The sequence below is a fragment of the Pseudomonadota bacterium genome, assembly GCA_039196715.1.
Lineage (GTDB): Bacteria > Pseudomonadota > Gammaproteobacteria > CALCKW01 > CALCKW01 > CALCKW01.
In genome coordinates this window covers 31,329-57,731 of the sequence record JBCCUP010000012.1, presented here as the reverse complement: position 1 = coordinate 57,731, position 26,403 = coordinate 31,329, and the positions used below count along the sequence as shown (strand labels likewise).

The window sequence follows — 26,403 nt, the reverse complement described above, 5'->3', positions numbered from 1 at the left end:
GATCAGGGCGGCGGGCTCACCGCTGACCAACCGCCGTCGACCACCAGGGTGTGCGCCGTCACATGGCGCGCACCATCGGACAACAGATAGGCCACTGCGTCGGCGATGTCGTCGACCGTGCCGACGCGGCCTGTCGGGTTCAGTTGCGACCAGGTGGCGTGGTAATCGGGGTCCTGTTCGGTGCGCTCGGTCAGGGTCGCACCCGGTGCGACCGCGTTGACGGTGATGCCGTGCGGGGCCAGTTCAACGCCGATCGACTTGGCCAACATGCGCAGTCCAGCCTTGCTCATGCCGTAGGCGACGAGGTCCGGGTGGTGCTGTACACCGGTCACCGAAGACATCAGCACGACACGCCCGCCGTCGCCCTGCGCAATCATCTGCCGCGCCGCACGCTGGGCCAGAAAGAAACTGCCGCGCAGGTTCAGGTCAACCACCCGGTCGAAGTCGTCGACGTCAAAGGACAGAAAGGGCCCGAAGGCGGTGATGCCTGCGTTGGCAATCGCCCAATCGAGTCGCCCGGCGAGTGCGAGCGCCGACGCCACCAGCGTGTCGATCACGGCAAGGTCGCCGGCGTCGCCCGGGCACGCCACGCAGCGGCCACCGCGGTCACGCAGCGCAGCCACCGCGGCTTCGAGCGCGTCCGGGTCGCTGTCGTTGAGGACCACGGCGGCGCCGTCATCGACCAGACGTTGCGCGACCGCGTAGCCAATGCCGCAGGCGGCACCGGTGACGATCGCGGAGTGCAGCTCCGCCGGCTTGGCCATGGCCACTCACTCCTCTGGGCGTTGCCGGCAGTGTACACGCGGCGTCGCCACGACCGCGCTGAACGCGACGGTGGCGCGTGTGGCTACACGCGGCTGGGGTTCGGCCGTGACATCAGTCGGGCTCGGCGTCCGCCGCCAGGCTGATCAACACGGCACCCTGGTCGAGCTGATCTCCCACGGTGGCGTGGACGGCGTCGACGACACCGTCGCGCGGTGCGGGCAGCGCGTGCTCCATCTTCATCGCTTCCATCACCGCGAGCGTGTCGCCCGCCGAGACCCTGTCGCCCACGGCGACGTCCAGCGCCCGCACGAGGCCCGGCATCGGCGCCGTGATCTGATCGCCGCCGAGCGCCGCGTCAGCCGCAGCCCGCTCGGGGTCGGGCACGCTGAAACGGTGGTGCCCGTCGAGAAAGACCGTGATCACCTCACCCGCAGCGTGGCAGTGGGCGCGGCGCCGCGACGGGCCCACGCGCCAGGCACCGTCGAGCCGCTCGACCGATACCGGTGCTGCGTCGCCCGAGCGGACCGCGTACGCACCGGCACGCTCGACCCGCACCTCGAGCACGCGGGTGTCGCCGTTGTCGTCCAGCACACAGTGCTGCCGCGGATCCACCCACAATCGGAAGCCCTCGTGCGGTTGCGGCGTGCCGAGACCCAGCGCCACCACGGCGGCGACCGCGCGGGCCTCGTCTCGCGCCGGGTTGGGCGCCGTCAAGGCGTCGATGTCACGCGCGATGAGGCCGGTGTCGAGTTGCGCGTCGCGGACCGACGGGTTGCGGCAGAGTGCCGCGAGGAAATCGATGTTGCAGGTGGTGCCGGCGAGCTCGCTGGCGTCGAGTGCACACGCGAGGTCGCGGAACGCCGACATCCGGTCCGCGGCGTGTGCAATCACCTTGGCAATCATCGGGTCGTAATGGGTGCTGACCGAGTCACCCGCACGCACCCCGGTGTCGACGCGCACGGTGTCCGGCAGTGACAGGTGGTGGATCGGCCCGCTCGCGGGCAGAAAGTCGTTCTGCGGGTCTTCGGCGTAGAGCCGCGCTTCGACCGCCCAGCCGGTGAGCGGGATCTCATGCTGTGACAGCGGCAGGGGTTCGCCCGCCGCCACGCGCAGTTGCCAATCGACCAGGTCCTGGCCGGTGATCGCTTCGGTCACCGGGTGCTCGACTTGCAATCGTGTGTTCATCTCCATGAACCAGAAGCCGTCTGTGCGAAGACCGTCAGAGCCGTCGGCGATGAATTCGATCGTGCCGGCACCGACGTAGCCGATCTCGCGCGCGGCGGTCACCGCCGCCTCACCCATCGCCGCCCGCACCGTGTCGCTCATGCCCGGTGCCGGCGCCTCTTCGATGACCTTCTGGTGCCGGCGTTGCAACGAGCAGTCGCGTTCGTGCAGGTACACCGCGTTGCCGTGCACGTCGGCAAACACCTGAATTTCGATGTGGCGCGGTGATGTGATGAACTTTTCAATCAGGCAAGCGGCGTCGCCGAAGCTTGCCTGGGCCTCGCGTTGGGCGGCCGCCAGGGACGCCGCGAAAGCACCCGGCTCGCTGACCAGCCGCATACCCTTGCCACCCCCGCCGGCGCGGGCCTTGATCAGCACCGGGTACCCGATCCGTTCGGCTTCATACGCCAGCGTCTCCGGGTCCTGCGATGCGCCGTGGTAGCCCGGCACGACTGGCACACCCGCGGCTTCCATGCGGGCTTTGGCCGCATCCTTGAGCCCCATCGCCGTGATCGCGCTGGCCGGCGGGCCGATGAACACGAGGCCCGCCGCCGAAACGGCTTCGGCAAAGGCCGCGTTTTCGGAGAGGAACCCGTAGCCCGGGTGGATTGCCTCGGCGCCGGTCGACACCGCGGCCTCGATGATCCGGTCGCCGCGCAGGTAACTCTCGCTGGCCGCGGCGGGGCCGATGCAGACGGCTTCGTCGGCTGCCTCGACGTGCAGCGCGCCCGCATCGACGTCGGAATACACGGCCACCGTGCGCACACCGAGCGCGCGTGCCGTGCGTTGGATGCGGCAGGCGATCTCCCCGCGGTTGGCGATGAGGATCTTGCTGAACATGGTCACATCCTGAACACGCCGAAGCGCGTGTCGGCGATGGCAGTGTTCAAGCAGGCTTCCAGGCTCAGGCTCAAAACCGCTCGGGTCTGCCGCGGGTCGATCACGCCGTCGTCCCAGAGGCGAGCCGAGGCGTACAAGGGGTGTGACTGCTCGGCAAACTGCGCAATGATCGGGTCCTTGACGCGCGCGTCGTCGGCCTCGGTCCAGCTGCCACCGCGGCGCTCGGTGCCCTCGCGCTGCACCGTGGCGAGCACGCCGGCCGCCTGCTCACCGCCCATCACGGCGATGCGTGCGTTGGGCCAGGTCCAGAGAAAGCGCGGGCTGTAGGCCCGCCCGGCCATGCCATAGTTGCCCGCGCCGTAACTCGCGCCGAGCAGCACCGTGATCTTCGGCACCGCCGTGGTGGCGACCGCGGTGACGAGCTTGGCGCCGTGACGGGCGATGCCACCGTGCTCGGCCTGGCTACCGACCATGAAGCCGGTGATGTTCTGGAGGAACACCAGCGGGGTTTTGCGCTGCGAGCACAGCTCGACGAAGTGCGCGCCCTTGGCCGCGGACTCGCTGTGCAACACCCCGTTGTTGGCGATCAGCCCGACGGGCACGCCATTGATGTGGGCGAAACCGCACACCAGCGTCGGCCCGAAACGGGGCTTGAATTCGTCGAGTTGCGAGTCGTCGACGATACGTGCAACGACTTCCCGCACATCGAAGGGGGTGCGCGCGTCGACCGGGATCACCCCGAGCAGCTCGTCGACGTCAAACCGGGGCGGCACCGGCGCCTGGCGTTCGACCGTGTCCGGTCTGCCACGGTTGAGGTTGGACAGCGCGCGGCGCGCAAGCGCGAGCGCGTGCGCGTCGTCGTCGGCGAGCAGGTCGGCGACGCCCGATAGCCGTGTGTGCACGTCGCCGCCGCCGAGCGACTCGGCATCGATGACTTCACCCGTCGCGGCCTTCACGAGAGGCGGTCCGGCGAGGAAAATCGTCCCCTGTTCTCGCACGATGATCGACACGTCCGACATCGCCGGCACGTAGGCACCGCCTGCGGTGCACGAACCCATGACAACCGCGAGTTGCGGGATGCCCGCCGCCGACATGCGCGCCTGGTTGTAGAAGATGCGGCCGAAGTGTTCGCGGTCCGGGAACACCTCGTCCTGGTTCGGCAGGTTGGCACCGCCGCTGTCGACGAGGTACGCGCAGGGCAAACCATTGTCCTCGGCAATCTCCTGGGCGCGCAGGTGTTTCTTCACGGTCATCGGGTAGTAGGTCCCGCCTTTGACCGTCGCGTCGTTGCACACGACCATCACCTCTCGCCCGTGCACACGCCCGACGCCGGCAATCAGGCCGGCGCAGGGTGACGCCCCACCGTAAAGACCGTGTGCTGCGGTCGCACCGATTTCGAGAAAGGGTGAGCCCGGGTCGAGCAGCCCGGCCACGCGGTCGCGCGGCAGCAGCTTGCCGCGGGCGAGGTGGCGCTCGCGCGCCCGCTCGCCGCCGCCCTCGGCCGCTTGCTCTGCGGCTTCGCGCACCTCGGCGAGCTGCAAGAGCATGCGTGCGCGGTTGGTCTGGTACTCGCTCGACACCGTGGACAGCGCCGATGCCAAAACCGCCATGTCAGGCGGTGACCTTCATCAGCTCGCGCCCGCAGAGCATGCGCCGGATCTCACTGGTGCCGGCACCGATCTCCATGAGCTTCGCGTCGCGCATCAGCCGGCTGACCGGCGAATCGTTGAGGAAGCCGGCGCCGCCCATGGCCTGGACCGCCTGAACCGCCTGCTGCATCGCCTGTTCGCTGGCGTAGAGCACGCAGGCTGCCGCGTCCTGGCGGGTGACTTCACCCCGGTCACAGGCCGCCGCCACCGCGTAGAGGTAGGCGCGTGCGGTGTTCATTGCGGTGTACATGTCGGTCAACTTGCCCTGCATGAGCTGAAAGTTGCCGATCGGTTGGCCGAACTGCTCGCGCTCGTGCAGGTACGGCACCACGTGGTCAAGGCAGGCGTGCATGATGCCGACGCCGATGCCGGAGAGCACCACGCGCTCGTAGTCGAGCCCGGACATCAGCACGTTGACGCCTTTGCCCTCCCCGCCCAGCACGTTTTCGAACGGCACGTCGACGTCGTCGAAGATCAGCTCGGCGGTGTTCGAACCGCGCATGCCGAGTTTGTCGAAGTGCGGCGATGTCGAGAACCCGCTCATGCTCTTCTCGACGATGAACGCGGTCATGCCGCGTGCCCCGGCCGTGGTGTCGGTCTTGGCGTAAACCACCAGCGTGTCGGCGTCGGGGCCGTTGGTGATCCAGTACTTGTTACCGTTCAGTCGGTAGTAGCCGTTCATCTTCTCGGCGGCGAGCTTCATCGACACCACGTCCGAACCCGCACTCGGCTCGGACATCGCCAGCGCGCCCACGTGTTCGCCAGACACCAGGCCCGGCAGGTACCTCGCCTTCTGTTCGTCCGTGCCGTTGAGGTGAATCTGATTCACGCAGAGGTTCGAGTGCGCGCCGTAGCTCAGCGACACCGAGGCGCTGGCGCGCGCCACCTCTTCAACGGCGATGCTGTGCGCGAGGTAGCCCATGCCCGCCCCGCCGTGGGCCTCGCTGACGGTGATGCCCAGGAGCCCGAGATCGCCCATCTCGCGCCAGAGTTCGGGCGGGAAGCAGTTGCTCTGGTCGATCTCCGCCGCGCGCGGCGCGACACGCTCCTGCGCCCAGCGGTGCACCGTGTCCCGCAACGCGTCGATTTCCTCGCCGAGGGCGAAATGCATGGATGCTGTGAACACGGCGGTCTCCGGGTCAGTGCCTGTGGTCTGAAATTATATGATCAATTGATCAATTAATCCACGGATCGGTGGCTGCGATCGATCTTGTGCCGTCACTCCCCCGGCCCGCAGAGCCCGTGGAGCACCAGCGCAAGGTAGTGCGCTTGCAACGCGTCGACGTCGAGTGGCCCATCGTTGCGGAACCACTCGGTCACACCGGTCAGCATGCTGATGATGGCGCGGGTCGCGAGTTTCGGGTCGCGCTTGGCGACGGTGCCGTCCGCAATCGCCGCGTCGATCAGGTTGGCGAGCACCGCCTCGTACTGGTCGCGCAAGCCACAGATGGCAACGTAATCCGCCGGCGCGAGGTGCCGCAATTCTCGGTAGGACAGAAACACGTCCTCACGGCGCGGGATGTGGTAGCTGAGGTGGAACCGGATGAACGCGGCCAGGCGGGTCCGACTGCCCGCGTCTGCACCGGGATCGGCCTCGGCCCACGCGGCGAGCAGCGAGCGCAAGTGACGGTCCATCAGCCGGAAGAGGATGGCCGATTTGCTCGGAAAATAGCGGTACAGCGCGCCGGAGGTGACGCCCACCGCGCCGGCGAGCTGCCGAATGCTCAACGCCTCGAAACCGATCTCGGTGATGAGCTGGCGCGCCGCAGTCAGTATCGCGGACTCGGTGACGTCGCCTCGGGATCCTGCGGTTCGGGCCAATCGCCTGCTCCTCGACGGTGCTGCCGCCGCCCGGCCTTGTGGGCGGCGGCGCCCGCAGCGCCGCCAGGCACCGCGGGCCTGTGCGGTCAGGCCAGTTCGGCGCTCGAGGTGATGACCTTGCTGACGATGCCGTAGTCGATCGCCTCGGCCGTGTCCATCCACTTGTCGCGCTCGATGTCCTTGCGCACGCGCTCGATGTCGGTGCCGGTGCTGTTCGCAATGACCTGGGCGAGACGCTCGCGCATCTTGATGATCTGCGCGGCCTGGATCGCGATGTCTGTCGCGCTGCCGCCGGCACCGCCCGAGGGTTGGTGGATCAGAAAGCGCGTGTTGGGCAGGCAGAAGCGGTTGGCCTTGTCTGCCGCGAGGTAGATGTGCGTGCCCGCACTGGCAACCCACCCCGTGCCGATGACCTGGACCGTGGGTGCGATGAAGCCGATCACGTCGTGGATGCTGTCCCCGGCTTCGACGTGGCCACCCTGGCTGTTGACGAACAGCTGAATCGGGTCGTCCGATGTCTCCGCCAGTGCCAGCAGTTCGGCGATCACGCGCCGCGCCATGGTCTGGTTGATCTCCTCGCAGATCAACACCTTGCGCGCAGCGAAGAGTTTCTCGCCGATCGCCGGGTTGGCTTTCTTGTTGTCTTTGTCGTCAGACATGGGCACTCCAGTGGATGAATCGCGTAGTGGCAACGAGTGTAGTTGGCCCGCTGCCGGGAACCGTGTGAAAAAGCGTGCACGGACGGTGCCCGGCCCGACAACGTCGGACCGGGCGAACGGCACCGCCGCGCGCTCAGCCGGCCTGTTCGGCCCACCATTGACGGATGGCTTTGAAGTCCTCGGCGATCACACTGCCGTTGTGTGGCGGCGTGAAAATCGCCTGCAGCTCGCCACGCGGGTTGGTGAGGATGACCTGGGCCGAATGGTCAACGAGGTAGTTCTCGCCCTCGGGCGCCTCCGGCGCAGGCAGGTAGACAAGTCGCATGGCCCGCGCAAACTGGGCGAGCTGGGCGTTGTCGCCGGTCACACCGTCGATCGACTCGCTGAAGTAGCCGGTGTACTCGCGCAAGCGTGCTGGCGTGTCGCGCCGCGGATCAACCGAGACGAACAGGCTGCGCGTCGGCACCGTACCGGCATCATCCGGCCCGATTGCCCGGTGTACTTGGTCGAGTTCGGTCAGCGTGATCGGGCAGATGTCAGGGCAAAAGGTGTAGCCCATGAACATGAACGTCCACTGCCCTTTCAGACTGCTCTGATCGACCGCTTCGGTGGTGTCGTTGACCAGGGTGAAGGGGTCGACAGCCCGCGCCGGGTGCATCACGTGGCCCCCGGCCAGGGACGGCGCCCCGTCCGGCGTCTGGTCGACCACGCGCGCCAGTTGTTCACTGATCGGTGTGCCGCCACTCGGCAATTGCTGCCCGACCCACCAGCCGGCAATCACCGCGAAGACAGCGGCAATCGGCACCGCGAGGCTTTTGATCTGCATGGTTTCTCTCCCGCTCGCCGCAGAACGGATCTGCGTCGGTTTCTTAGTCCGTCAGTGGTTGTCGTGGTTCATCGAGTGGCCGCCGTGGCCTTTGGCCGTGCCGCGCTGCACCGGCAACACCACCGCGCGCGATGTGCCGTTGGCAAAGCGGAGGTTGAGCGTCACGCTGTCGCCCGCCACAAGGCGGGTGTCCACACCCAGCAACATGACGTGGAGGCCGCCGGGTTCGAGGATGGCCGTGCCGCCGGCCGGCACTGCGATGCCGTTGACCTGTCGCATGCGCATCGTGCCGTCAGCGTGCTCGACCGTGTGCAATTCGACTCGCTGCGCCGCAGCGGTGTCCGCGCCGACCAGGTGACGGTCCCGATCGCCCGGGTTGTGCACGCTGAAATAGGCGGCCGCGACCTGCGTTCCGGGTGGCATTTCGCGCACCCAGCCCTCGTGCACCATCAAGGCGTCTGCCGCACACACGGCGGCGGTGAAGAGCGCGCCCGCAAGCGCACTGAACCGGGGTGGTTTCATCATCGGTGTCCTGTTCTGTGTCAAAGCGAAAGCCGCACCGCGCTGTCAGGTGCCGGGCGGTCTCAAACGGTGTGACTCAACAGGCAGGTGGTGCGCGCGGCGGAGGTCCGAGTTCGCGTTCGGCGGCGGCCGGTTCCCGGTCGGCCGTGGGCACGGCGCCACAGCTCGCCAGGGCGGCACGCACGCACGCGGTGCCCTGGGCGGCCGGAACCGTATCAGGCAGCCCGAGGCAGACCGGGCAGGCGGCATGCCGGTCGAGTCGGCTGTCGCCCTCGTCGACCGAGAGCCACCCCAACACCCCGTTCTTGCAGACCGCGGTGAGAGCACCCTGGCCGGACTCGCCAGACACCATCACACCCACCGCGTGCCCGGTTTGGAAACCGAGCACCAGGAGGAGCAACACGGTGGTGCGGTGCAAGGCTGAACGGCTCATGTCGAGGCAGGCAACTCTGGGTGATGTGAGCGGGCAACCGTCACAGACGCTCACGCAGGCGACGGCCCACTGTCATTGTCGCCGGAGCGTGCGCCACGCTCACAGTGTGACGGTGTCGAGTTCTGCGGTGCCCGGTCGCGCGGATCACTGTCCACTCACCCCCTGAGTGCACCGGGGATCTCGCACACCGGGATCGGCAGCATCTTGTGTTTGTTGGCGGCGTGGAAGCGGCGGTAGATCGCAAGCACCTCCCGTTGGCGCGCGCTCAGCGCGGCCTCGTCACCGTCGAACGCCATTGCCCACTCGAGCTCGTCGTAGCTCGCCCCGATCTGGCCCTCGTCGGTGCGGCCATCGTCCCACAGGCCATCGGTCGGTGCGGCCTGCTGAATGCCGTCAATCACACCGAGTTCGGCTGCAACCGCGTAGACCTCGCTCTTCATCAGGTCCGCAATGGGCGAGAGGTCGACGCCGCCGTCGCCGTATTTGGTGTAGAAGCCGACCCCGAAGTCCTCAACCTTGTTACCGGTGCCGGCAACCAGGCGACGGTGGCCGCCCGCGCACGCGTAGAGTGTGAGCATGCGCAACCGCGATCGGGTGTTGGCCATCGTCAGTGTGTCCTGCGCGTCGGACGGCAGGTGCGCTTCGAGGGCTTCGAAAACGGGTGTCAGCGGGATGGTGCGTGTCTCGACGTTGTCGAAGCGGGCGTCTAGCCAGGCGAGGTGTTCGTCCGCCAGCGTGACCTGGTCCGGGTCTTGGTGGATCGGCATGGTCACGGCAAGGACCGGCTTGCCGGTGTGGGCGCAGAGCGTGGACGTCACAGCGGAATCGATGCCGCCGGACACGCCGACAACGAAGCCGTCCAGTCCGCTCGCTTCAACGTAGTCGCACAACCAGGTCACGATGTGATCGGCAATGCCTTTTGCTGCCATGGGACACTCCGGGTATCGATGTGGATCACGCGCAGTTTAGCATTGCGTCAGCGCGTCCAGAACACCGCCCGTCAAGCGGCAGCATAGTGACGTCAGGCGGCCTGCACGGCGGTATTGTGCAGACAGCCCGAAGGCGCGAACCACCTCAGGTTCAGCGACCGAAGTGCTCGGCGGCGGGTGCCATCAGCGTGTCGGGTCCGTTCAACACCGCGGCTTTAAGCCCGCGCGTGCGCGGCAGCAACCGGTCGAAGTAGAAGGCCGCAGTGTCAAGCTTGGCTTGCATGAAATCCACATCGCCCTCGCCGGCTTCGAGCTTCTCGGCTGCCTTGACCGCAGACATCGCCCAAAAGAACGCGAGCGTGATGTAGCCGCTGTACATGAGGTACTCGACCGAGGCCGCACCAACGGCGTCCTTGTCCTGACGAGCGCTGTAACCCACGCGCAAGGTCAGGTAGCTCCACTCCCACAGCATCCAGCGCAGTTTGCGCAAGTGCGGCGCTGCGGGTTTGACGTGTTTGTGCGCCTTGCAAAACGCCGACACGGTGGTGCGAAAGGCTTTGAACGCCTCACCCTTGTCCATCAGGATCTTGCGACCCAACAAGTCGAGTGCCTGGATGCCGGTCGTGCCCTCGTACAACATCGAGATGCGTGCGTCGCGCACGTTCTGCTCCATGCCCCACTCGCGCACGTAGCCGTGTCCACCAAACACCTGCAGGCCGTGGTTGGCGGCCTCGTAGCCGGTTTCGGTCAGAAAGGCCTTGGCAATCGGTGTCAGGAATCCGAGCACCTGGTCAGCGTGCTCGCGTTCTTCGGCGCTCTTGCCGTGCTCGACGAGGTCCGCCTGAACCGCGAGGTAGTAGATGAACGCGCGGCCGCCTTCGGCGATCGCCTTCTGTGTGAGCAGCATGCGCCGCACATCGGGGTGAACAATGATCGGGTCGGCGGCCTTCTCCGGCGCCTTCGTGCCCGAGAGCGACCGCATCTGCAGACGCTCGCGCGCGTACTCGAGTGAATTCTGAAACGCCCACTCGGCGTGTGCGACGCCCTGCAAGGCCGTGCCGATGCGTGCGAAGTTCATGAAGGTGAACATGCACTTCAGACCTTCGTTCGGCGGCCCGATCAGGTAGCCGATCGCGCCGTCGAAATTGAGGGCTGCAGTCGCGTTGCCGTGAATGCCCATCTTGTGTTCGATCGAGCCGCACGTGACGCCGTTGCGCTCGCCAACCACCCCGTCCGCGGCCAAATTGAATTTCGGCACGATGAACAGCGAGATGCCCTTGACCCCTTCCGGGGCGTCGGGCAGCCGGGCCAGCACGATGTGGACGATGTTGTCCGCCATGTCGTGTTCGCCGGCCGATATGAAGATCTTGTTGCCGAACAGACGGTAACTGCCGTCGTCCTGCGGCTCGGCGCGGGTGCGCAGCAGTCCGAGGTCGGTGCCGCAATGCGGTTCGGTCAGACACATCGTGCCGGTCCATTCCCCCGACACGAGTTTCTCGAGGTAGGCTTTTTTCTGCTCGTCGCTGCCGTGGGTCTCGATCGTGTAGGTCGCGCCGTGCGAGAGCCCGGGGTACATGCTCCACGCCCAGTTGGCCGTTCCGATCATCTCGGACAGCGTCATGCCCAGCGACGACGGCAGGCCCTGGCCGCCCCAGTCCTCCGGGTGCGCCAGCGACGGCCAGCCGCTCTCGATGTAGAGCTGGTAGGCCTCCTTGAACCCCTCGGGCGTGATGACATCGCCACCTTGGCGCCATTCGCAGCCCTGGGCATCGCCGGTCTGGTTGAGGGGGGACAGCTCCCGCTCAGCGAACTTGGCGCCTTCGTCCAGAATGGCGTCCACGGTGTCGGCGTCAGCCGCCTCGCCCGCGGGAAACGTGGCGTAGTGGCTCTGCAGGTCAAGAACGTCGTTGAGGACAAATCGGATGTCATCGAGCGGAACGCGGTAGCCGGGCATGGCAGCCTCTGCACAGGGATTTCGATAGCCTAAGGATCGGCAAAGACGCCCAACTCTGCAATGGCGTTTCGGCGCACCGTTTTGGCTTTTTCGCTCACAGCCGCTCGCATGGCGAGCCTCCCCACCCATTTCGCCATCGGATACTACTTTTACCGGCTCGGACGCGGCAGCGCATGCGACCCTTCGGACCCGCGTTCGAACCAGCGCTCGCTGCGTTCCACAGCCTGCCACAACGCCGACCACGGGGCCGATCGGCTGACGCGCTGCACCCGATCGTGGCCGAGCGCGGGCGTCGCCTCGCTTGCCGTGTCGACCAGCCACACCATCGGGTACCGCAAACCCCGAGCGAGCAACTGCGCGTCCAGCGCAGACAGTGCATTGCCCTGTGTCCCGATGTTGCCGATCACGGCGAGCACGCGTTGAGTCCAGCTCGACTGCAGCACCGCGCTGGCCTCCGCCGTCGACCGCGTGGCGTGGGTGCCCAAGCCGCGCATTCGCAAGGCGTCGGCCAGGCGCTCGATCGACGGGTCCGACGCAATCAGCAACAGGCTCGCACGGTTGGCAACCCGGACAAGTGCCTTGTCCACACAACGCAAGAACGGCCCGCTGTCGAGCAGCGGCTCACGTTGACTCCCCGCCGCCTTGTCGGCACACCCTGCATCGCGCCGCAGTGCGTCGAGTGAAACCACGCGCGTGCCGGACACGATGGTGCGCCACTGCGCGCGCAAGGCATTGTCAATTGTGAGCACGTCACTGTCCGACAGAACCAGCGCGTCAGGTGGCTCCGCCGTCACCGCCTCGATCGCGGACCGCACGTCTGTCACCGACGTGACAGTGTGCCCGGCGAACTGCAGTGTCGCGAAAAGGCTTCGAGCGCCGTGGTCACCGCCGACCACCACCAGGCGCAGAGACCTCATCGCTTCCTGACCTGAGCGTGCGGAAATCCTGCCGGGTGTGGTGCCAGAGCGGTATCGTCAGCGTCGGCGGTGTCGCGCGCAGCAACACCGGAACAGATCGTGAGGGTCGGGCTTGGAGATAGCCTGGGCATAGGGAGATCAGTCGTAACCACATGCCCGTCAAGCGTCGGCCATCAGCCCTCAATCGACAATGGCAAGACGGCGCGTTGTGTTGTCATTTTCGCTCATTCGCTGACGGCCACCTTCACGCTCTTGCGGTATCGCCCTGGCGCCTGGCCACTCCACCGGCGAAACGCCCGATTGAAATCCGCCGGGTTGTCGAAGCCACAGCGCAAGGCGATTTCCTTGAGTGGCAACCCGGTGCTGGCAAGGTAGCGCATGGCTGCGCCGCAACGGTGCTGATCCTTGATCTGTTGCAAGCTGGTGCCCTCGTCGGACAGCCTGCGCCGCAAGGTCGCGGGTGAGATGTGAAGGCGGTGCGCCACGTCGGCACCCGTGGGGAGTTTGTTGCCCCCGCTTTGCGACAGCAGGGCCACCACGCGGCTGTGCCAGGTGGTGGCGGCCCGTCGTGGGCTCAGCAGGGTCGGCATGGCGTCGCCGAGGAACCGGTTCAGATCAACCTCGTCGCGCACGATGGGCCACTGCAGAACGGCTCCCGGGCACTCGACCGCATCGCATGCGGCACCGTAGACCACATCGCAGTCGAAGAACGCCTGATGCAAGTCACGCCGGCGCTCCGCGGATCGCAGCCGCACGCGTTCGACCGGCAGGGTCTGTCCGAGCAACCAGCTGATCAGGTTGATCCAGATCAGCAAGGTGTGGGGCGCTTGCAGAACACCGCTGCCGTCGTCCGGCGCGCGATCCGCGGTCTCGAACGGCCGCATCTCGATGCGGACGCGCTCGCCCACAGGGCGCACGATCGGCTTGTACTGGTAACCGACAGCGACCTCCATGAAGTCGGCGGCGCGTTGGATCGCCTTGCCGAAGGATTCGCAGTAGAGCACGCAGAGACACAGCATCCGGAAGCTGCCGTTCGGCACGCCTTGGCCGAGCAACCCGAAGGATTCATCACCCACCAGCCACAACGCGCGCTGGTAGATGCGGCCGAACTGCAGCGGCGTGAGGTCGGTGCCGGCGGCCCACTCGGCCGGGTCGATGTCCGCGCCCGACAACACCTTCGACACGCCGTGGCCCCGACTGACGCACGCGTCAACGAGCAGTTCGGCGTAGTGGCGGGGGAAGCTGCCGGGGTTCACGCGACGGGCTGGGCTCAGACCACGAAAAGCTCGGCGCCGCGGTCGACGGATTCGAGCACGTCGGCGAGGGTCGCCGCCGACGACAGCCGCTGCACCCGCGGGGCCTTGGCGGCCGGCCGGTCGGTACCTGCCGGGTCGCCGACGGAAATCAGCGGCAGTGCCATGCCGAACTCGTCGAGGCGGGCGTCGAGCTCGTCGAGCGCCTGCCCACCGAGGCGGAACGGGCCAACGACCGCTGAGACTTTCTCTCCGACGGACGAGGTCACGATTTCGGCGGCGGCGTCGAGGTCTTCCGCCCGCAGCACCTGGTAGCCGCGGTGGCGCAGCGCCTGGTGCAGGTCGCGGACATCGGCTTCAGGCCCGACCAACAACACTTCGAACTCGCCCGCGACTCGACGCAAGACCTTGTCGAGGCGACTGATGCCGCTGGGCTTCTCGAGCAGGTCGGCGTGCATGACCTGACGGTTCGAGCGCCGGTCGATGTCACCCATGAAGGCGGTGGCAAACACGATGCAGGCCTGCGGCGAGATCTCACGCAATCGCGGGTAGACGTCGAGCCCGGACAGGCCCGGCATCCGCAGGTCCAGAAAGATCAGGTCGTATTGTGTGCTCGACGCCATCTCCATGGCGGCGTCGGCGTTCGGCGCGTGCGCAACGCTGTGGCCGTAGAAGCGGATTAAATCCCCAAGTCCCTCTGCGAAATCCGTGTCGTCGTCGACCAGAAGCACAGACAAAGACTTCATCTGAGTGAAAACCCGTGTGCCCGATTTTTGGTCATTTTATACCAAATTCTCTCTCAACCGCACGCCGATGCCAGGACGTTCGGCCACATTTTGTGCACCATGCTGCACATTTGAGACACGCAGCGCGGTGCGGTCGCTGAGCGCGCCGGCCACACGGTGACGGCGCGTGCCGAACCGCGTTGCCGCGGCACGGTGGCGAGCTGCCGCACCGCGCCACGACTCAAGCGCTGCCGGCACGGTACAAAAAGTCGGGTGGCGGGGCAATGCCCCAAAAGTGGGATGGTGTAGTCGACATGCCGTTCGAACTACACCCCGGGCTTGCAGTATACGACGGCCTCGGCAGCTGACACTGCCATGACGTGCAGCACAGTCGGGCGGGTGGATGCGCTAGACTTCGGGGTTTGAACAGACCGAGACGGCGATACCGCCGCCTCGGCGCGCACTCCAGGACCCGATTGTGTCATCTCGAAACGCGAAAATCATTGCAACCCTGGGCCCGGCAACCTCCACCCGTGCCGACATCCTGGCCCTGGCGCAGGCGGGTGTGAACGTGTTCCGAGTGAATTTCAGCCACGGTTCACACGACGACCACCGCGAACGCGTTGAAGCGATCCGCTCGATCGAAACCGAGGTCGGACACCCGCTGGGCGTGCTGATGGACCTCCAGGGCCCCAAGCTGCGCGTCGGCGTGTTCCGCGATGGCCCGGTCGAACTCGCCGAGGGCGCGCCTTTCGCGCTCGACCTCGACACCGCACCGGGCGACGCCACGCGCGTCAACCTGCCCCACCCCGAGATCTTCGCGGCGCTGAACCCGGGCGACCGGCTGCTGCTGGACGACGGCAAGGTCAAGCTGCAGGTCGTGTCCTGCGGTCCCGACCACGCCGAGACCCGCGTTGTGGTCGGCGGCAAGCTGTCCGAACGCAAGGGCGTCAACGTGCCGGACGCCACGCTGAACATCTCGCCTGTCACCGACAAAGACCGACGCGACCTCGAGTTCGGCTTGTCCCTCGGCGTCGACTGGGTGGCGTTTTCCTTCGTTCAGCGGCCCAGTGACCTCGAGGAGGCCCGCGCGCTGGTCGGCGACCGCGCCAAGATCATGGCCAAACTCGAGAAGCCCCAGGCCATCGAGAGCCTCGAGCAGATCGTCGATCTTTCGGATGCGGTGATGGTGGCGCGCGGCGACCTGGGCGTCGAGCTGCCGCCTGAGAAGGTACCCCCGGTGCAGAAGCGCATCGTGCGCTACAGCCGCCTGACCGGCAAACCGGTGGTCATCGCAACGCAGATGCTCGAGTCGATGATCGAGTCGGCCACGCCGACCCGGGCAGAGACGAACGACATCGGCAACGCAATCTACGACGGTGTGGACGCCGTGATGCTCTCGGCCGAAACCGCCGCTGGCAAGTACCCGGTCGAGGCCGTCGAGGTCATGGCCCGGATCATCAGCGAGGTCGAGCAGGACCCCCACTACCAGGAGCTTGTCGACCGGGCGCAACCGATACGTCAGCGGCGCGCCGCCGACGCGATCGCCGCCGCGTTGAGTCGCGTCGCCGAGGTGATGCCCGTGGCCACCACCGTCTGCTACTCCGACTCCGGTGCAACCGCCCTCCGTTGCGCACGGGAGCGGCCGCACTCGCCCATCCTCGGGCTCACGTGCTACCCGGTTACGGCGCGCATGATGACCGTGGTGTGGGGCGTGAGGCCTGCCTTGTGCGAGACCATCGACAGCGTCGACTCGATGGTGTCAGTCGCCTGTTCAGCGGCGCGCGACGAAGGCTATGCCGAGGTGGGCGACGCCATCGTGATCACCGCCGGGATGCCCTTTGGTGAACCGGGTCGCACGAACCTGCTGCGGATCGCCCGCGTCCCCTGAGGGGGACACGGGTCCGCGCAGTGGCTCAGCAACCGGCCTTGACGAGGTAGAGCTCGAAGACCGACACCGGCAGGTTGTCGATCACCTCGCCCACCACCCGACCGTCCGTGACCGGCTGGGCCGTTCGCATGACGGCGACGGCGTTGGCCGCCGCGGCCTCAGCGCCGCGTCCGCTCGGCAGTGCAATGCGAGCGATCGCGTTGTCGCGACGCGCGAGCGTGCCTGCCAGCGCGCGCAGTTGCTCGGCGCTGCCCGCGCTCAGTTCGCCTGCGCTGTTGAACGCGAGCGACTTCAGCGGTCGACTCAGAGGCGGACAGATGCCGGTTTCTTCGGCTTGCGCCGGGGCGGCAGTTGCAGCTGGCGCGGGGGTCGGCTCGGGTGTCGCATCGACCGCAGCCACCGCGACGGTGTCGTTTGCAGCCTCGGTTTCGGGTACCGCCGCTTCGGCTTCGGCTTCGGCTTCGGTTTCGGCGTCGCTGTCAGCCTGGACGAGCACAGGCTCGGCCGCGTCCTCCGCCGCCGTCGACGCCTCCGGGGTCGACTCGGTTTCAACCAACACGGATTCGAGTGGCGCGCTTGAAGCCGTCTCTGTCGACGCCTCGGCCGGTGTCCGGGTCGACGGCGCATCCAGCGCCACCACCGCCGGCGTCTCGGGCGTGCTGACCGCAATCGCCTCGACCGGCGCCGGGCTCAATGTCGCGGATTCGCCTTCAGCCACCGCGGGCGCGGCCGGCAGGTACTGCGCCGAGTCCGCGGTGTCCGCGTCGCCACTGAGTGTGTCGGGCGCCAGCGCCTCGGCGTCCGGGCGACCGCCGAAATAGGCCAACAGGGACAGCGTGGACTGCTTGTAGCCCTGCGCGCTCTGCGCGTGGTCCAGGCGCAGCGCCCAGCGCCCCTTGCCGCGCAATTGGATGCCGACATTCGCCCGTGCCTCGACGTCCTCGCTGCGCGAGGTCGGCGGTTCGTCATCGAAGGATGCGCCCTTCACACCGAGGCCGACGTAGGCGTTGAACGGAGCCTCGACGTCGGCCATCAGCCGCTCGAGACGGAGGTTGTAGGTGCTGAAATCGCCCCCCGCTCCGCCGTCTTCCTGCTGTTCGCACTGAGCGGCACCGAGCGCCCACAGCCACTGCGGGCTGAAGTGGTTGCCGACGGACAACTCGACCAGATCACAGCGGTCCACCGCGTCGGCGCGCGCTTCGCCGCCGCCGAGGGAGGCGTACCAACTGGGGTAGAAGACGGCGTAGGTGATGTCTTCACCCAGCGTAGGCAAGCGCCAGCCGTTCTCGGTTTGCATCACGTAGCGGGCGCTGAGGGAGGTGGCTGCACTGGCGGGTGGCACGGCAGCAATTGACGCGACCAGCGCGGCAAAAAGGGGTAGCGGGCGCAGGGTTGTCATGGTCTTCCCGTCTTGTCGAAGAGGTCACAAGTCTGCTCGATCGACCCGAAGGAAAGTGCGAACCGGTGCGCAATTCGGTCGAGCAGCCGCAGTCTTGCCCAGACTAAATCGGGACGGGATGCACACGCACGGGTTTTCTCAACGGCGGGAAAAGTGCGAAAAACCGCACGAAATCAATGGGATCGAATGCGAAACAATCGACACAGCCGTGCTCTGGATGTGAAACAGCGAGCTCGCAGATCGAAGCGGGCTATCGGGCCGGTCACACCTGAAGCACCGCACATACCGACGACACCGCGTCGGTCTCGGCGCCCCGAACGACGCCACTCAACGCGGTGGCATCGGGTTTTCGCAGTACTCGACGAAGTCCGCGCCGGTCAACGGGCGGCTGAAGAAATACCCCTGCACGATATCGCAGCCGATGCGGTTGACGTGGTCGAGTTGGGTCTTGGTCTCGACGCCCTCGGCCACCAGCGTCAGATCGAAATCACGCGACAGGGACGCGATCGCGTTCATGACCGGCGACACGCTGTCCTCGTCGGTCAGTTCGGTGATGAAGGCCCTGTCGATCTTGATCTCGTCGAACGGCAGCGCGCGCAGGTACTGGAGCGAGGAGTAACCTGTGCCAAAGTCGTCTATCGACAACGCGAAGCCGAGCTCCTTGAGCCGGTTCAGCAACCGCTGGCTGTCCTCGAGGCTGTCCATCATCAGGCTCTCGGTGATCTCGAGCTTGATGCGGCTTGGGTCGGTGCCGTGGCGTTCCACGATGTCGTGCAGGGACTCGACGAAATTTTTGCTGTGGAGCTGCTTGATCGACATGTTGACCGCGATCTGCAGCCCCGGTACACGGCTCTCGATCTGCGCGAGAAATTCACAGACGCGCTCGATCGCCCAGGCGCCGATCTCGATGATCGACCCGGTTTCCTCGGCCACTTCGATGAACTTGCCCGGCGGAATCGAACCCATCTTCGGGTGGTTCCAGCGCATCAGGGCTTCTGCGCCGACGGTCTTCTGCGTCTTGGCGCACACCTTGGGCTGGTAGGCGAGGTAGAGCTCGTTGCGCTCGATCGCGTGGCTCAGACCGTCTTCGATCTGGAGCTTTTCACGCGTGGACGCGTTCATCTCGTGCGAATAGAAACCGATTGCATGGTCACCCGGCGTCGATTTCGCGTGGTAGGTCGCGATCTCGGCTTTGCCCAGCAGGTCCTGGCCGTTGAGGCCGTCCTCCGGAAACACCGCAATGCCGACGGTACAACGCTGGTAGTGGTTGTCGCCTGCCACCTGGAAGGGCTGGGCGTTGTTGGCGTCGATCAGGCGACGGGCCACGGCAGCGATGTCATCGGGCGACGTGATGTCCGTGACCAGCAGGCAGAAAGTGTCGCTGCCGAATCGGCAGATGTTGGTGCGGTAGGCGTCGGGCACCTCGTGGCCGACCACGTCGTGGTCGCGCGAGAGCATGTAGAGCCGTGAGGCAAAATCGGCCAGCAACTTGTCACCGCAGGCCGGTCCGTGGGCGTCGTTGACGCGGCGGAAGCGGGTCAGGTCGATGTGCAGCATCGCACAGCGTTTTTTCTGTTCGAGGTGCTTGGCCAGCGCGCGGTCGACCTTCTCCTGGAACAAGCGTTTGTTGGGTAGCCCCGTCACCCCGTCGATGTAGGCCAACTGGTGCTGAAAGGCACGCGCGATCAGGATGTTTCGCAGCCGCAGCACGAATTCGCTCTCGTCGACCGGCTTGGCAAGAAAATCGGTCGCGCCGTACTCGAGCGCCCGCAGGCGGTTGGGGGCGTCGGTCGACGACGTCAGTACCACCACAGGCGTGTGCCGCAGCTCCGGCGTGTTTCGCACCCCCTTGAGCACGTCGAAGCCGGTCACGTGCGGCATGTTGAGGTCGAGCAGCACGCAGTCGGGCTTGTGGCCCGCGATGGTGTCGTGTGCCTCGCGGGAATCGTTCACGGCGACGATGTTCTGGTAACCCGCGTCCTCGAGGTAGGCAACGAGGATCTCAATCAACAACGGGTCGTCGTCGACGATGACGATTTTCGCGTTCGCGACGAAGCTTTCGATCAGGTCGTCGTTGATCGCTTCGCGTTGGTCGATCGACGGCTTGCTCGTGGTCGGCAAGCGTGCGCCGGGCCGCTCGGGGTTCATGCTGCTCTGTCTTGCGCCTCGGTTGTCATAACGGGTCGAATGCCCTGAAGCGTCGGCAACACGTCGATCGCACCCGCGAGGTCGTCAGCGAGCAAACGCTGCTCCATCTCGGCGGCGATCTCCGAAATCTTCATAAAGCCCATCGAGCCGGATGTGCCCTTGATGCGGTGCGCCAGTTGGCGCGCCGCGTCGCGGTCGGCTGCATCCAGCAGTGTTGTCAAGCTATCGACTGTTGCTTGATGTTCTGCAACGAATTTTTCCGCAATGCTGCGAATGCGTTCATTTTTGGTGCTCAAGGCACAGACATCGACGGTCGGGGCCTCAGCGGCCTCCTCCAAAAGACCAAGGCCGTCGCCCTCGCCTGTCGCCGCCGGTGCCTCGGGCTCGGCGGCCTGGACGAACTCCGCCTCACCGAGGTAGCGCTGCAACACGGTGTTGAGGGCTGGCAGTTCGACCGGTTTGGTCAGGTAGTCGGTAAAACCGGCTGCCACGACCTTCTCGCGCATGCCCTTCATCGCGTCGGCGGTCAGCGCGACGATCGGCAACTCACAGCCGTCGCGGCGCACCGTGTCCACGAGGCCGTAGCCGTCGAGCACCGGCATGTTCAGGTCACTGAGAACAATCTGGTAGTCACCCTCCGCTATCGCCTCGACCGCCAATTGGCCATTCTCGACGGTGTGAACCGTCAAGCCCCGCTCCTCGAGCAGCACGGTCAGGAGCACGCGGTTTTCCTCGGCGTCGTCGGCCACGAGCACCGGCTGGCCGGCGAACACCGGCACCATCGACGCCTGGGCCGCGGCGAGCTGGCGCGCGTGCCGCACGGTGTCGAGGTCGGTGATGCGCTCGTCGGACAGCGCCTCGGCCCGCACGGAGACGGTAAAGGTCGAGCCCTCGCCCATGACGCTCGAGACCTCGATGTCGCCGCCGAGTGCGTTGGCGAGTTTGCGCGAGATCGAGAGGCCGAGCCCCGTGCCGCCGAAGCGGCGCGTGGTCGAGGTGTCGGCCTGGGTAAACTCCTGAAAGACGTTGCCCGCCTGCTCGGGTGTCATGCCGATGCCGGTGTCGTGGACACTCACCGAGAGCGTCTGCAGCGCCTCGTCGTAGCGGGCCACCAGGCGCACGCCACCCTCCTCGGTGAACTTGATGGCGTTGCCCACCAGGTTGGTGATGATCTGCTTGAAGCGCACCGGATCGGACGACACCTCGGCCGGAATCGCCCCTTCGATCGATGCGGTCAGGCCGACCGATTTGCTGTCAGCACGGTCGCGCAGCAGGTCTTCGACATCGATCAGCAGCAGGCAGGGGTCGATCGGCAGCAGCTCGACTTCGAGCTTGCCGGCCTCGACCTTGGACAGGTCGAGGATGTCGTTGATCAGCGTCAGCAAGTGGTTGCCGCTGCGGCTGATGGTGTCGAGGTACTGCTGGTACCGCGCGTCGTTCGAGAACGCCGAAGACTTCATGACATCGGCGAAACCCAGCACCGCCGTGAGCGGCGTGCGGATTTCGTGGCTCATGTTGGAGAGGAAATCCGACTTCGCCTGGTTCGCGATCTCGGCTCTCTCGGTCTGCTCGATCAGCTCACCCTGGATGCGCTCGATCTCGGTGACGTCGTTGAGGCTGACGAGCGTGCCGTCGGTGCTGCCGGTGTCCGAGACGATGGCCGCGCAGTTGACGATGTAGGAATTGAGGCTGCCGTCGGCCGCTGCAATGCAGAGGCGCTCACCGGATTGCAAGCCGCGTTCGGGGTGCCACGGCAGGTCTTTCGCTGCCACCGGCTCACCGTCACCGGACAGCCACGGTATTGCGGTGTAGGAGCGCCCGAGCAGCTTCTGCGACTCGGATTGCGCCACCTGCTCCATGCTGCGGTTGACGAGGCGGATCTGTCCCCCCTTGTCGATCAGCATCAGGCACTCGACGAGCTTGTCGAGCGCGTCCTGCACGCGGTCCGGGATCGCCTGACTCGGGTCGAGCTGCTTCAGCACGCGACCGAGGAAGAAGTAGAACACCATGAAGCACGACAGCGAGATCGCTGCGACCTGGAAGTAGGTGTAGCTCACGGTGAAGTAGCCCCCGACATCGAGCGCGTGTGGCTGGTATTCGATCTCAACACTGCCCCAGAGGGTCGGACCGGAGTACACCGGTCGGCTCAGATACGCGGTCTGCGTCGGCGCAAAGCCGGGCGGTTCGTAAAGCACCGTGCGGTCGCCCTGGCGCACCAACACACCGCGCGGCGGGGCCTCTTCACTCTCGAGCATGGCTGAAACCACGTTGCGGATATCGCCGTAGCGCGACGAGGACACCAACAACGACACCGAGGTCGCCACCGAGTCGGCGAGCGTGTTCATCGACCGGCTTTGCACCGCCTCGCGATCCGGCAACACCTTGAAGGCGAGCCCGACAACCAGCATGCAGGTCACGATCGACGACAGGGCCAGGGCGATGTAGAAGCGCGTGCTGAGTCGGAGAAATCGCATGGGTTACTTTCCTTCGGTCAATTCGTTCAACGACTTGTCGTCGTCTTCATCGCGTCCGTCCTGGGACCCGGCCACGCTGTTCAACACCGGCAGGGGGTCAATGTTGCGCCACGCCGGCAGCGCCGAGAGCACTGTGCTGAGCAGGAAGCCGCTGCGCGCCAGCCAGAGCAGGTAGCCAAGCGAGAACCCGGTGGCGGCGGTCGCCGTGGTCACGGCCGGCGTGACTTCGAGTTGTGACTCCACACCGTTTACCGAGCTTGGGCCGATGCGACGCCAGTCCACCAGCGCGCCCGTACTGGGGTTGTCCGTGTTATCGAGGATGTTGTTGAGCGACAGGCCCGCGAGGCCCGCGATCGAACTGACACTGACGGGCGACCCGGCGAAGCCGATTGCCCTGTCGGTTCCGGCGCCCGCTTCAAAAGTCAACACATTGACGTCGACCGCACTGACCGCGTCCGCGGTGGCTCCGGTTGCGACGGCGCCGACCTCGGCGCCGCCACCCCAGAGCGCCGCGAAGCCCTCGGCCAAGGTGTTCAACGCGCCCTCACCGGCGGCATCCTCCGGCAATGCGGTGTCACCGCCCTCACCGGTGTCCGCCGCGTCCTCACCCTCCCCCTCGCCACCAGGGGCGTTGGACGTTTCACCGTCCGGGTCGGTCGTATCGCCGCCACCGGTGTCGGGTGGAGTGTCTGGCGAAGACCCGGGCGCTCCCGGCTCGGTGCCACCCGTGTCACTCTCTAGCACCACGATGCGGTACACCTTGGTGATCGACTGATCAGCGGTATCGGTGACCTTGACCGAAAAACGGTGGTTGCCCACGTCCGACGCCGTGGCGTTGATCGTCAGCTCGCCGGTGTTGGGGTCAATGCTGAAAAACGGCTCAGCGCCCTTGTCGATCTCGAAGGTCATTGGCCCTTCGTCGCTGAATTGCGCGCCAAGGTCGGCCTGATCCGGCACACCTGCGTTGACCAGGACCTGCTGGTCACCGCCGAGAAACTGCGGTGGGTTGTCCGGCGGTGCGACCTGAATACCGACCCGGGCGATGGTGGTGTTGCCAGCCGCGTCACGCGCCTGGTAGCGGAAAAAATCGTTGCCTTCGCTGACCCCATCGTGCTGGTACTGGAAGGTCCCGTCGGCGTTGAGCGTCAGCGTGCCCTTGCCTGGCCCCTGCACCAATTCGGCAATCAGCGTGTCACCGGTGTCGAGATCGCTGTCGTTCGCAAGCACCGAGGTCACGCCACCGACCAGCACCGCACGGGAAGCGCCGTGGTCGACCCGGATCAGGTCGTCGTTGGCGATCGGGTCGTTGTCGTTGACCGGGTTGATGGTGATCGACACCACGGTTTCAGAGGACTCTGCCAACCCGTGTTGGTCCGTGGCCGAGTAGCGGAACGCGTCGCTGAAATTTTCACTGCCGTCGTGCGTGTAGCTGAAGGTGCCGTTGGCGTTCAGCGTCAGCGTGCCGTGTGCCGGCGCCGTGTGCAACACCGCGGTGATGGTGTCGCCGTCCGGGTCCGAGTCGTTCTCCAGCACGCTTGTGCCAGCGCCCGGCGGAGGCGTCCCGGCGAATACCATATCAAGCTCAGTCTGCGTGCCGCCCTCGTCGACCGAGATCTCGTCCGCCTGCCCGACCGGCTCCCCATTTGCCGTGATGTTGATCGTGACCGTCATCCAGGTCGCGTTGTCGGCCGCATCGAGCACGCGGTAGGTAAACTGGTCCGTGCCCCCGCCGAGTGCGCCGTCGTGCGTGTAAACGAAGGTGCCGTTGCCGTTCAACACCACGGTGCCCTTGGTCGCCTGGAGGACAAGCTCTGCGCGCAGGGTGTCGCCGGTATCGACGTCCGAGTCATTGGCAAGCACGCTCGTCGCGCCGCCGTCCAACACGGTTTGCGTGCCGGCGTAGGCCACGCTCAGGGTTTCGGTCACGGCGTTCGGCGCGTTCTCGTTGAGCGGGTTGATGGTGATGTTGACGGTGCCGGGCGCGAGCGCCTGGTCACCGTCTGCGTCCTGCAGGACGTAGGTGAACGAGTCCGAGAAGTTCTCCGAGCCGTCGTGTGTGTACGAGAACGTGCCGTTGGCATTGAGCGTGAGCGTGCCGAAACTGGGGTTGGTGTTCGACACCACGGACAAGGTGCCGTCGCCGTCGGTGTCATTCGACAACAGACTGTTGTTCAGCGTCGCCGTCAGTAGGGCCGAATCGCCTTCGTCCACCGTGATCGCGTCGTCGACCGCCACCGGGCGCGAGCCAATCACCACACCACTGGCGTCGAGCGCCACCGTGGCGGTCGAGGTGTCGGTCCAGAGTACCGCGCCACCGGCCGTCGCGCGGTACGCCGAACTGAGCTGGTAGGTAAAACTGTCGTTGGTGTTGGTTGCGGTATTCTGGATATACGAGAACGACCCATCGCCGTTGACGGTGGCCGTACCGACAGCGCCATCGGTCACCAGTGACCAGGTGTGCGTCACCGTGGGGCTGGTGGTGAAGGTGTCGTTGTCGGAGAGCGGTGCCGTCCCGAGCACGCTCGAGTCGACGCTGATCAGGTCGGGGTCAACCACGTAGCTGTCGCCCGATGCTCCCGACGCACTGTCTTCATAGTGTCTGAAGAATATCGTCGAGGTGAGCGTGTTGACGACCGGATCGGTCGTTCCATGGCCAGCCAGGTCGCGCACGTACAAGTTGCGGATCTGACCGTCAAACGGGCGCGTAAAGTAGGTGAAGATATTCGGGTTGTAGATGTCATTGCCAACCCGAAAGTCCCCGCCCTGGAAATCCGTACCACTCACATCCAGCGAACGCTCCAGGTTGCCGTCAACATAGAGGTGCGCCATTCCGGCGGTGTCGACAACCAGGCTCGCGGAGTGCCAGACGTTCTCAGCGAACGAGCTTTTCAACTCGAAAAACAAATGCGGTCCGCCTGTCAGCTCGGCCTTGGTATCGGGCAGATCGCCGCTGTTGCCCATGTGGGCGATCAGGTAGTTCTTGTTGTCGTCGAGCTGGTCGATGTACATCGTGATAGAGCCCGGGTCAGCAGCTGCGCCGACGCTCCAAATCAGGTCGTTGTCGCCGTCATCGATGTCTGTCGGCAAGAACTCGACATCGACACGAAATGCGTCAGGAAAGTCAAACGCCCCGTAGTCCGGGCCGTTGTTTGACGAGGTAAACGAGGCACCTTCGCCGTTGTTACTCAACGTCATCGACCCGTCAGACGGGGTGATGTTGTTGACCAATTCCTGCTCACTGGTGATCAGCGGCAACGCGAACACGTAGCTCGCGTCAATCTCGCGGACATCGACAGTCGCAGTGTCCTGGAGATTGGTCGAAAACGGGTCTGATGATGCTGTGTAGTTGTACGACAGCGTGTTGGCCGACGACAGCTCTAGGTCACCGGATGACGGCGACGAGAACCCCGTGATGGCCAGGGTGTCGCCATTCTGATCACTGTCGTTGGACAGCAGCGTGGACGTTGCCGTCGACGCGGGGCCACTGGTCAGCAGCACGACATCGTCCTGCACGTTCGGCGCATGGTTGATACGGAGGTTCCACCGTACGTAGTTGTCGTACGTACCTGTACCGTCGGCTTGCTGAAAACGGACAGAATCGCTGGTGGCTGTGCCTCCACCGACAGTCGAGACATAGCTCACTTCGCCGTTTTGCACCTGGGTACCGGTGACGGTGTCCCCGATATTGACCGCGCTACCATTGAGCTCGACGGTGCCCTGCGTCGGCGCGTCGAGCAACACCCAGCGATCCAGCCCCGACTCGGCCTGAAATTCGGATACGACGATCACACCGTTGGCGGCGACCGTGTAGCTTTGTTCGACAGTGGAACCATCACCCACTGCGGCGGGAAACACGCGCGCGACGTCGTTGTCGTCGGCCACGTCGTCGCCGAACGGCAGCAGGTCTGCCGAGTACAGCAGACGGGTTTCGAGCACTTCGACATCAACGCGCGACACAGCCACGGGCGTCCTCC

General features: G+C 65.7%; 19 protein-coding genes. 1 reads left to right on the top strand and 18 read right to left on the bottom strand.

The annotated features are described in order from the left end of the window. Positions 1 to 2 precede the first annotated feature (2 nt). The 14 genes from AAGA11_06650 to AAGA11_06585 all read right to left on the bottom strand — a co-directional run bounded on the left by AAGA11_06650 (position 3) and on the right by AAGA11_06585 (position 14,538). Positions 3 to 764, bottom strand: a complete 762-nt coding sequence (locus tag AAGA11_06650; GenBank protein MEM9602523.1) for an SDR family NAD(P)-dependent oxidoreductase — start codon at positions 762 to 764, stop codon at positions 3 to 5. Between the two features lie 112 nt (positions 765 to 876). Further along, the gene (locus tag AAGA11_06645) at positions 877 to 2,829 is read right to left on the bottom strand and encodes a biotin carboxylase N-terminal domain-containing protein (GenBank protein MEM9602522.1); all 1,953 of its coding nucleotides are present in this window, start codon (positions 2,827 to 2,829) and stop codon (positions 877 to 879) included. Between the two features lie 2 nt (positions 2,830 to 2,831). After that, a complete protein-coding gene (locus AAGA11_06640; protein ID MEM9602521.1) occupies positions 2,832 to 4,439 on the bottom strand; it encodes a carboxyl transferase domain-containing protein in 1,608 nt (535 codons plus the stop codon). A 1-nt stretch (position 4,440) separates the two neighbouring features. After that, positions 4,441 to 5,604 (bottom strand): isovaleryl-CoA dehydrogenase, encoded by a 1,164-nt coding sequence (locus tag AAGA11_06635; protein ID MEM9602520.1) that lies wholly within the window; start codon positions 5,602 to 5,604, stop codon positions 4,441 to 4,443. Positions 5,605 to 5,696: 92 nt separating this feature from the next. After that, a complete protein-coding gene (locus tag AAGA11_06630; protein ID MEM9602519.1) occupies positions 5,697 to 6,299 on the bottom strand; it encodes a TetR/AcrR family transcriptional regulator in 603 nt (200 codons plus the stop codon). An 86-nt stretch (positions 6,300 to 6,385) separates the two neighbouring features. Further along, the gene (locus AAGA11_06625) at positions 6,386 to 6,958 is read right to left on the bottom strand and encodes an ATP-dependent Clp protease proteolytic subunit (protein MEM9602518.1); all 573 of its coding nucleotides are present in this window, start codon (positions 6,956 to 6,958) and stop codon (positions 6,386 to 6,388) included. 133 nt (positions 6,959 to 7,091) lie between these two features. Then, entirely contained in the window at positions 7,092 to 7,784 is a 693-nt protein-coding gene (locus tag AAGA11_06620; GenBank protein MEM9602517.1) for an SCO family protein, read from the bottom strand. 51 nt (positions 7,785 to 7,835) lie between these two features. Further along, positions 7,836 to 8,306 carry a copper chaperone PCu(A)C gene (locus tag AAGA11_06615; protein MEM9602516.1) on the bottom strand — a complete coding sequence of 157 codons (471 nt, stop codon included), beginning with the start codon at positions 8,304 to 8,306 and terminating at the stop codon, positions 7,836 to 7,838. A 76-nt stretch (positions 8,307 to 8,382) separates the two neighbouring features. Continuing rightward, entirely contained in the window at positions 8,383 to 8,739 is a 357-nt protein-coding gene (locus AAGA11_06610) for a hypothetical protein (protein MEM9602515.1), read from the bottom strand. 155 nt (positions 8,740 to 8,894) lie between these two features. Next, positions 8,895 to 9,668 (bottom strand): NAD(+) synthase, encoded by a 774-nt coding sequence (nadE, locus tag AAGA11_06605; protein MEM9602514.1) that lies wholly within the window; start codon positions 9,666 to 9,668, stop codon positions 8,895 to 8,897. 151 nt (positions 9,669 to 9,819) lie between these two features. Beyond that, positions 9,820 to 11,622 (bottom strand): acyl-CoA dehydrogenase C-terminal domain-containing protein, encoded by a 1,803-nt coding sequence (locus tag AAGA11_06600; protein ID MEM9602513.1) that lies wholly within the window; start codon positions 11,620 to 11,622, stop codon positions 9,820 to 9,822. Between the two features lie 149 nt (positions 11,623 to 11,771). Further along, on the bottom strand, positions 11,772 to 12,539 hold the full coding sequence (locus tag AAGA11_06595; protein ID MEM9602512.1) for a hypothetical protein: 768 nt from the start codon (positions 12,537 to 12,539) through the stop codon (positions 11,772 to 11,774). A 224-nt stretch (positions 12,540 to 12,763) separates the two neighbouring features. Then, a complete protein-coding gene (locus AAGA11_06590) occupies positions 12,764 to 13,795 on the bottom strand; it encodes an AraC family transcriptional regulator ligand-binding domain-containing protein (protein MEM9602511.1) in 1,032 nt (343 codons plus the stop codon). Positions 13,796 to 13,809: 14 nt separating this feature from the next. Next, a complete protein-coding gene (locus AAGA11_06585) occupies positions 13,810 to 14,538 on the bottom strand; it encodes a response regulator (GenBank protein MEM9602510.1) in 729 nt (242 codons plus the stop codon). A gap of 454 nt (positions 14,539 to 14,992) precedes the next feature. Between AAGA11_06585 and pyk the strand changes: the two genes are divergently transcribed. After that, on the top strand, positions 14,993 to 16,408 hold the full coding sequence (gene pyk / locus AAGA11_06580; GenBank protein MEM9602509.1) for a pyruvate kinase: 1,416 nt from the start codon (positions 14,993 to 14,995) through the stop codon (positions 16,406 to 16,408). Between the two features lie 25 nt (positions 16,409 to 16,433). On the opposite strand, the gene AAGA11_06575 is transcribed toward pyk, so the two are convergent. The 4 genes from AAGA11_06575 to AAGA11_06560 form a co-directional block, all read right to left on the bottom strand. Then, positions 16,434 to 17,807, bottom strand: coding sequence for a hypothetical protein (locus tag AAGA11_06575; protein ID MEM9602508.1), 1,374 nt, complete (start codon positions 17,805 to 17,807; stop codon positions 16,434 to 16,436). Between the two features lie 327 nt (positions 17,808 to 18,134). After that, positions 18,135 to 19,955 carry an EAL domain-containing protein gene (locus AAGA11_06570; GenBank protein MEM9602507.1) on the bottom strand — a complete coding sequence of 607 codons (1,821 nt, stop codon included), beginning with the start codon at positions 19,953 to 19,955 and terminating at the stop codon, positions 18,135 to 18,137. Beyond that, on the bottom strand, positions 19,952 to 22,429 hold the full coding sequence (locus tag AAGA11_06565; protein MEM9602506.1) for an ATP-binding protein: 2,478 nt from the start codon (positions 22,427 to 22,429) through the stop codon (positions 19,952 to 19,954). The genes AAGA11_06570 and AAGA11_06565 overlap by 4 nt, the downstream gene beginning before the upstream one ends. Before the next feature lie 3 nt (positions 22,430 to 22,432). Beyond that, a complete protein-coding gene (locus tag AAGA11_06560) occupies positions 22,433 to 26,392 on the bottom strand; it encodes an Ig-like domain-containing protein (GenBank protein ID MEM9602505.1) in 3,960 nt (1,319 codons plus the stop codon). Positions 26,393 to 26,403 lie beyond the last annotated feature (11 nt).

Bases quoted from the DNA above. Each gene is read 5' to 3' on its own strand.
- AAGA11_06570 (MEM9602507.1), bottom strand. From the start codon at position 19,955: ATGAACCCCGAGCGGCCCGGCGCACGCTTGCCGACCACGAGCAAGCCG.
- AAGA11_06625 (MEM9602518.1), bottom strand. From the start codon at position 6,958: ATGTCTGACGACAAAGACAACAAGAAAGCCAACCCGGCGATCGGCGAG.
- AAGA11_06575 (MEM9602508.1), bottom strand. From the start codon at position 17,807: ATGACAACCCTGCGCCCGCTACCCCTTTTTGCCGCGCTGGTCGCGTCA.
- AAGA11_06595 (MEM9602512.1), bottom strand. From the start codon at position 12,539: ATGAGGTCTCTGCGCCTGGTGGTGGTCGGCGGTGACCACGGCGCTCGA.
- AAGA11_06610 (MEM9602515.1), bottom strand. From the start codon at position 8,739: ATGAGCCGTTCAGCCTTGCACCGCACCACCGTGTTGCTCCTCCTGGTG.
- nadE (MEM9602514.1), bottom strand. From the start codon at position 9,668: ATGGCAGCAAAAGGCATTGCCGATCACATCGTGACCTGGTTGTGCGAC.
- AAGA11_06585 (MEM9602510.1), bottom strand. From the start codon at position 14,538: ATGAAGTCTTTGTCTGTGCTTCTGGTCGACGACGACACGGATTTCGCA.
- AAGA11_06565 (MEM9602506.1), bottom strand. From the start codon at position 22,429: ATGCGATTTCTCCGACTCAGCACGCGCTTCTACATCGCCCTGGCCCTG.
- AAGA11_06615 (MEM9602516.1), bottom strand. From the start codon at position 8,306: ATGAAACCACCCCGGTTCAGTGCGCTTGCGGGCGCGCTCTTCACCGCC.
- AAGA11_06600 (MEM9602513.1), bottom strand. From the start codon at position 11,622: ATGCCCGGCTACCGCGTTCCGCTCGATGACATCCGATTTGTCCTCAAC.
- AAGA11_06640 (MEM9602521.1), bottom strand. From the start codon at position 4,439: ATGGCGGTTTTGGCATCGGCGCTGTCCACGGTGTCGAGCGAGTACCAG.
- AAGA11_06620 (MEM9602517.1), bottom strand. From the start codon at position 7,784: ATGCAGATCAAAAGCCTCGCGGTGCCGATTGCCGCTGTCTTCGCGGTG.
- AAGA11_06645 (MEM9602522.1), bottom strand. From the start codon at position 2,829: ATGTTCAGCAAGATCCTCATCGCCAACCGCGGGGAGATCGCCTGCCGC.
- AAGA11_06650 (MEM9602523.1), bottom strand. From the start codon at position 764: ATGGCCAAGCCGGCGGAGCTGCACTCCGCGATCGTCACCGGTGCCGCC.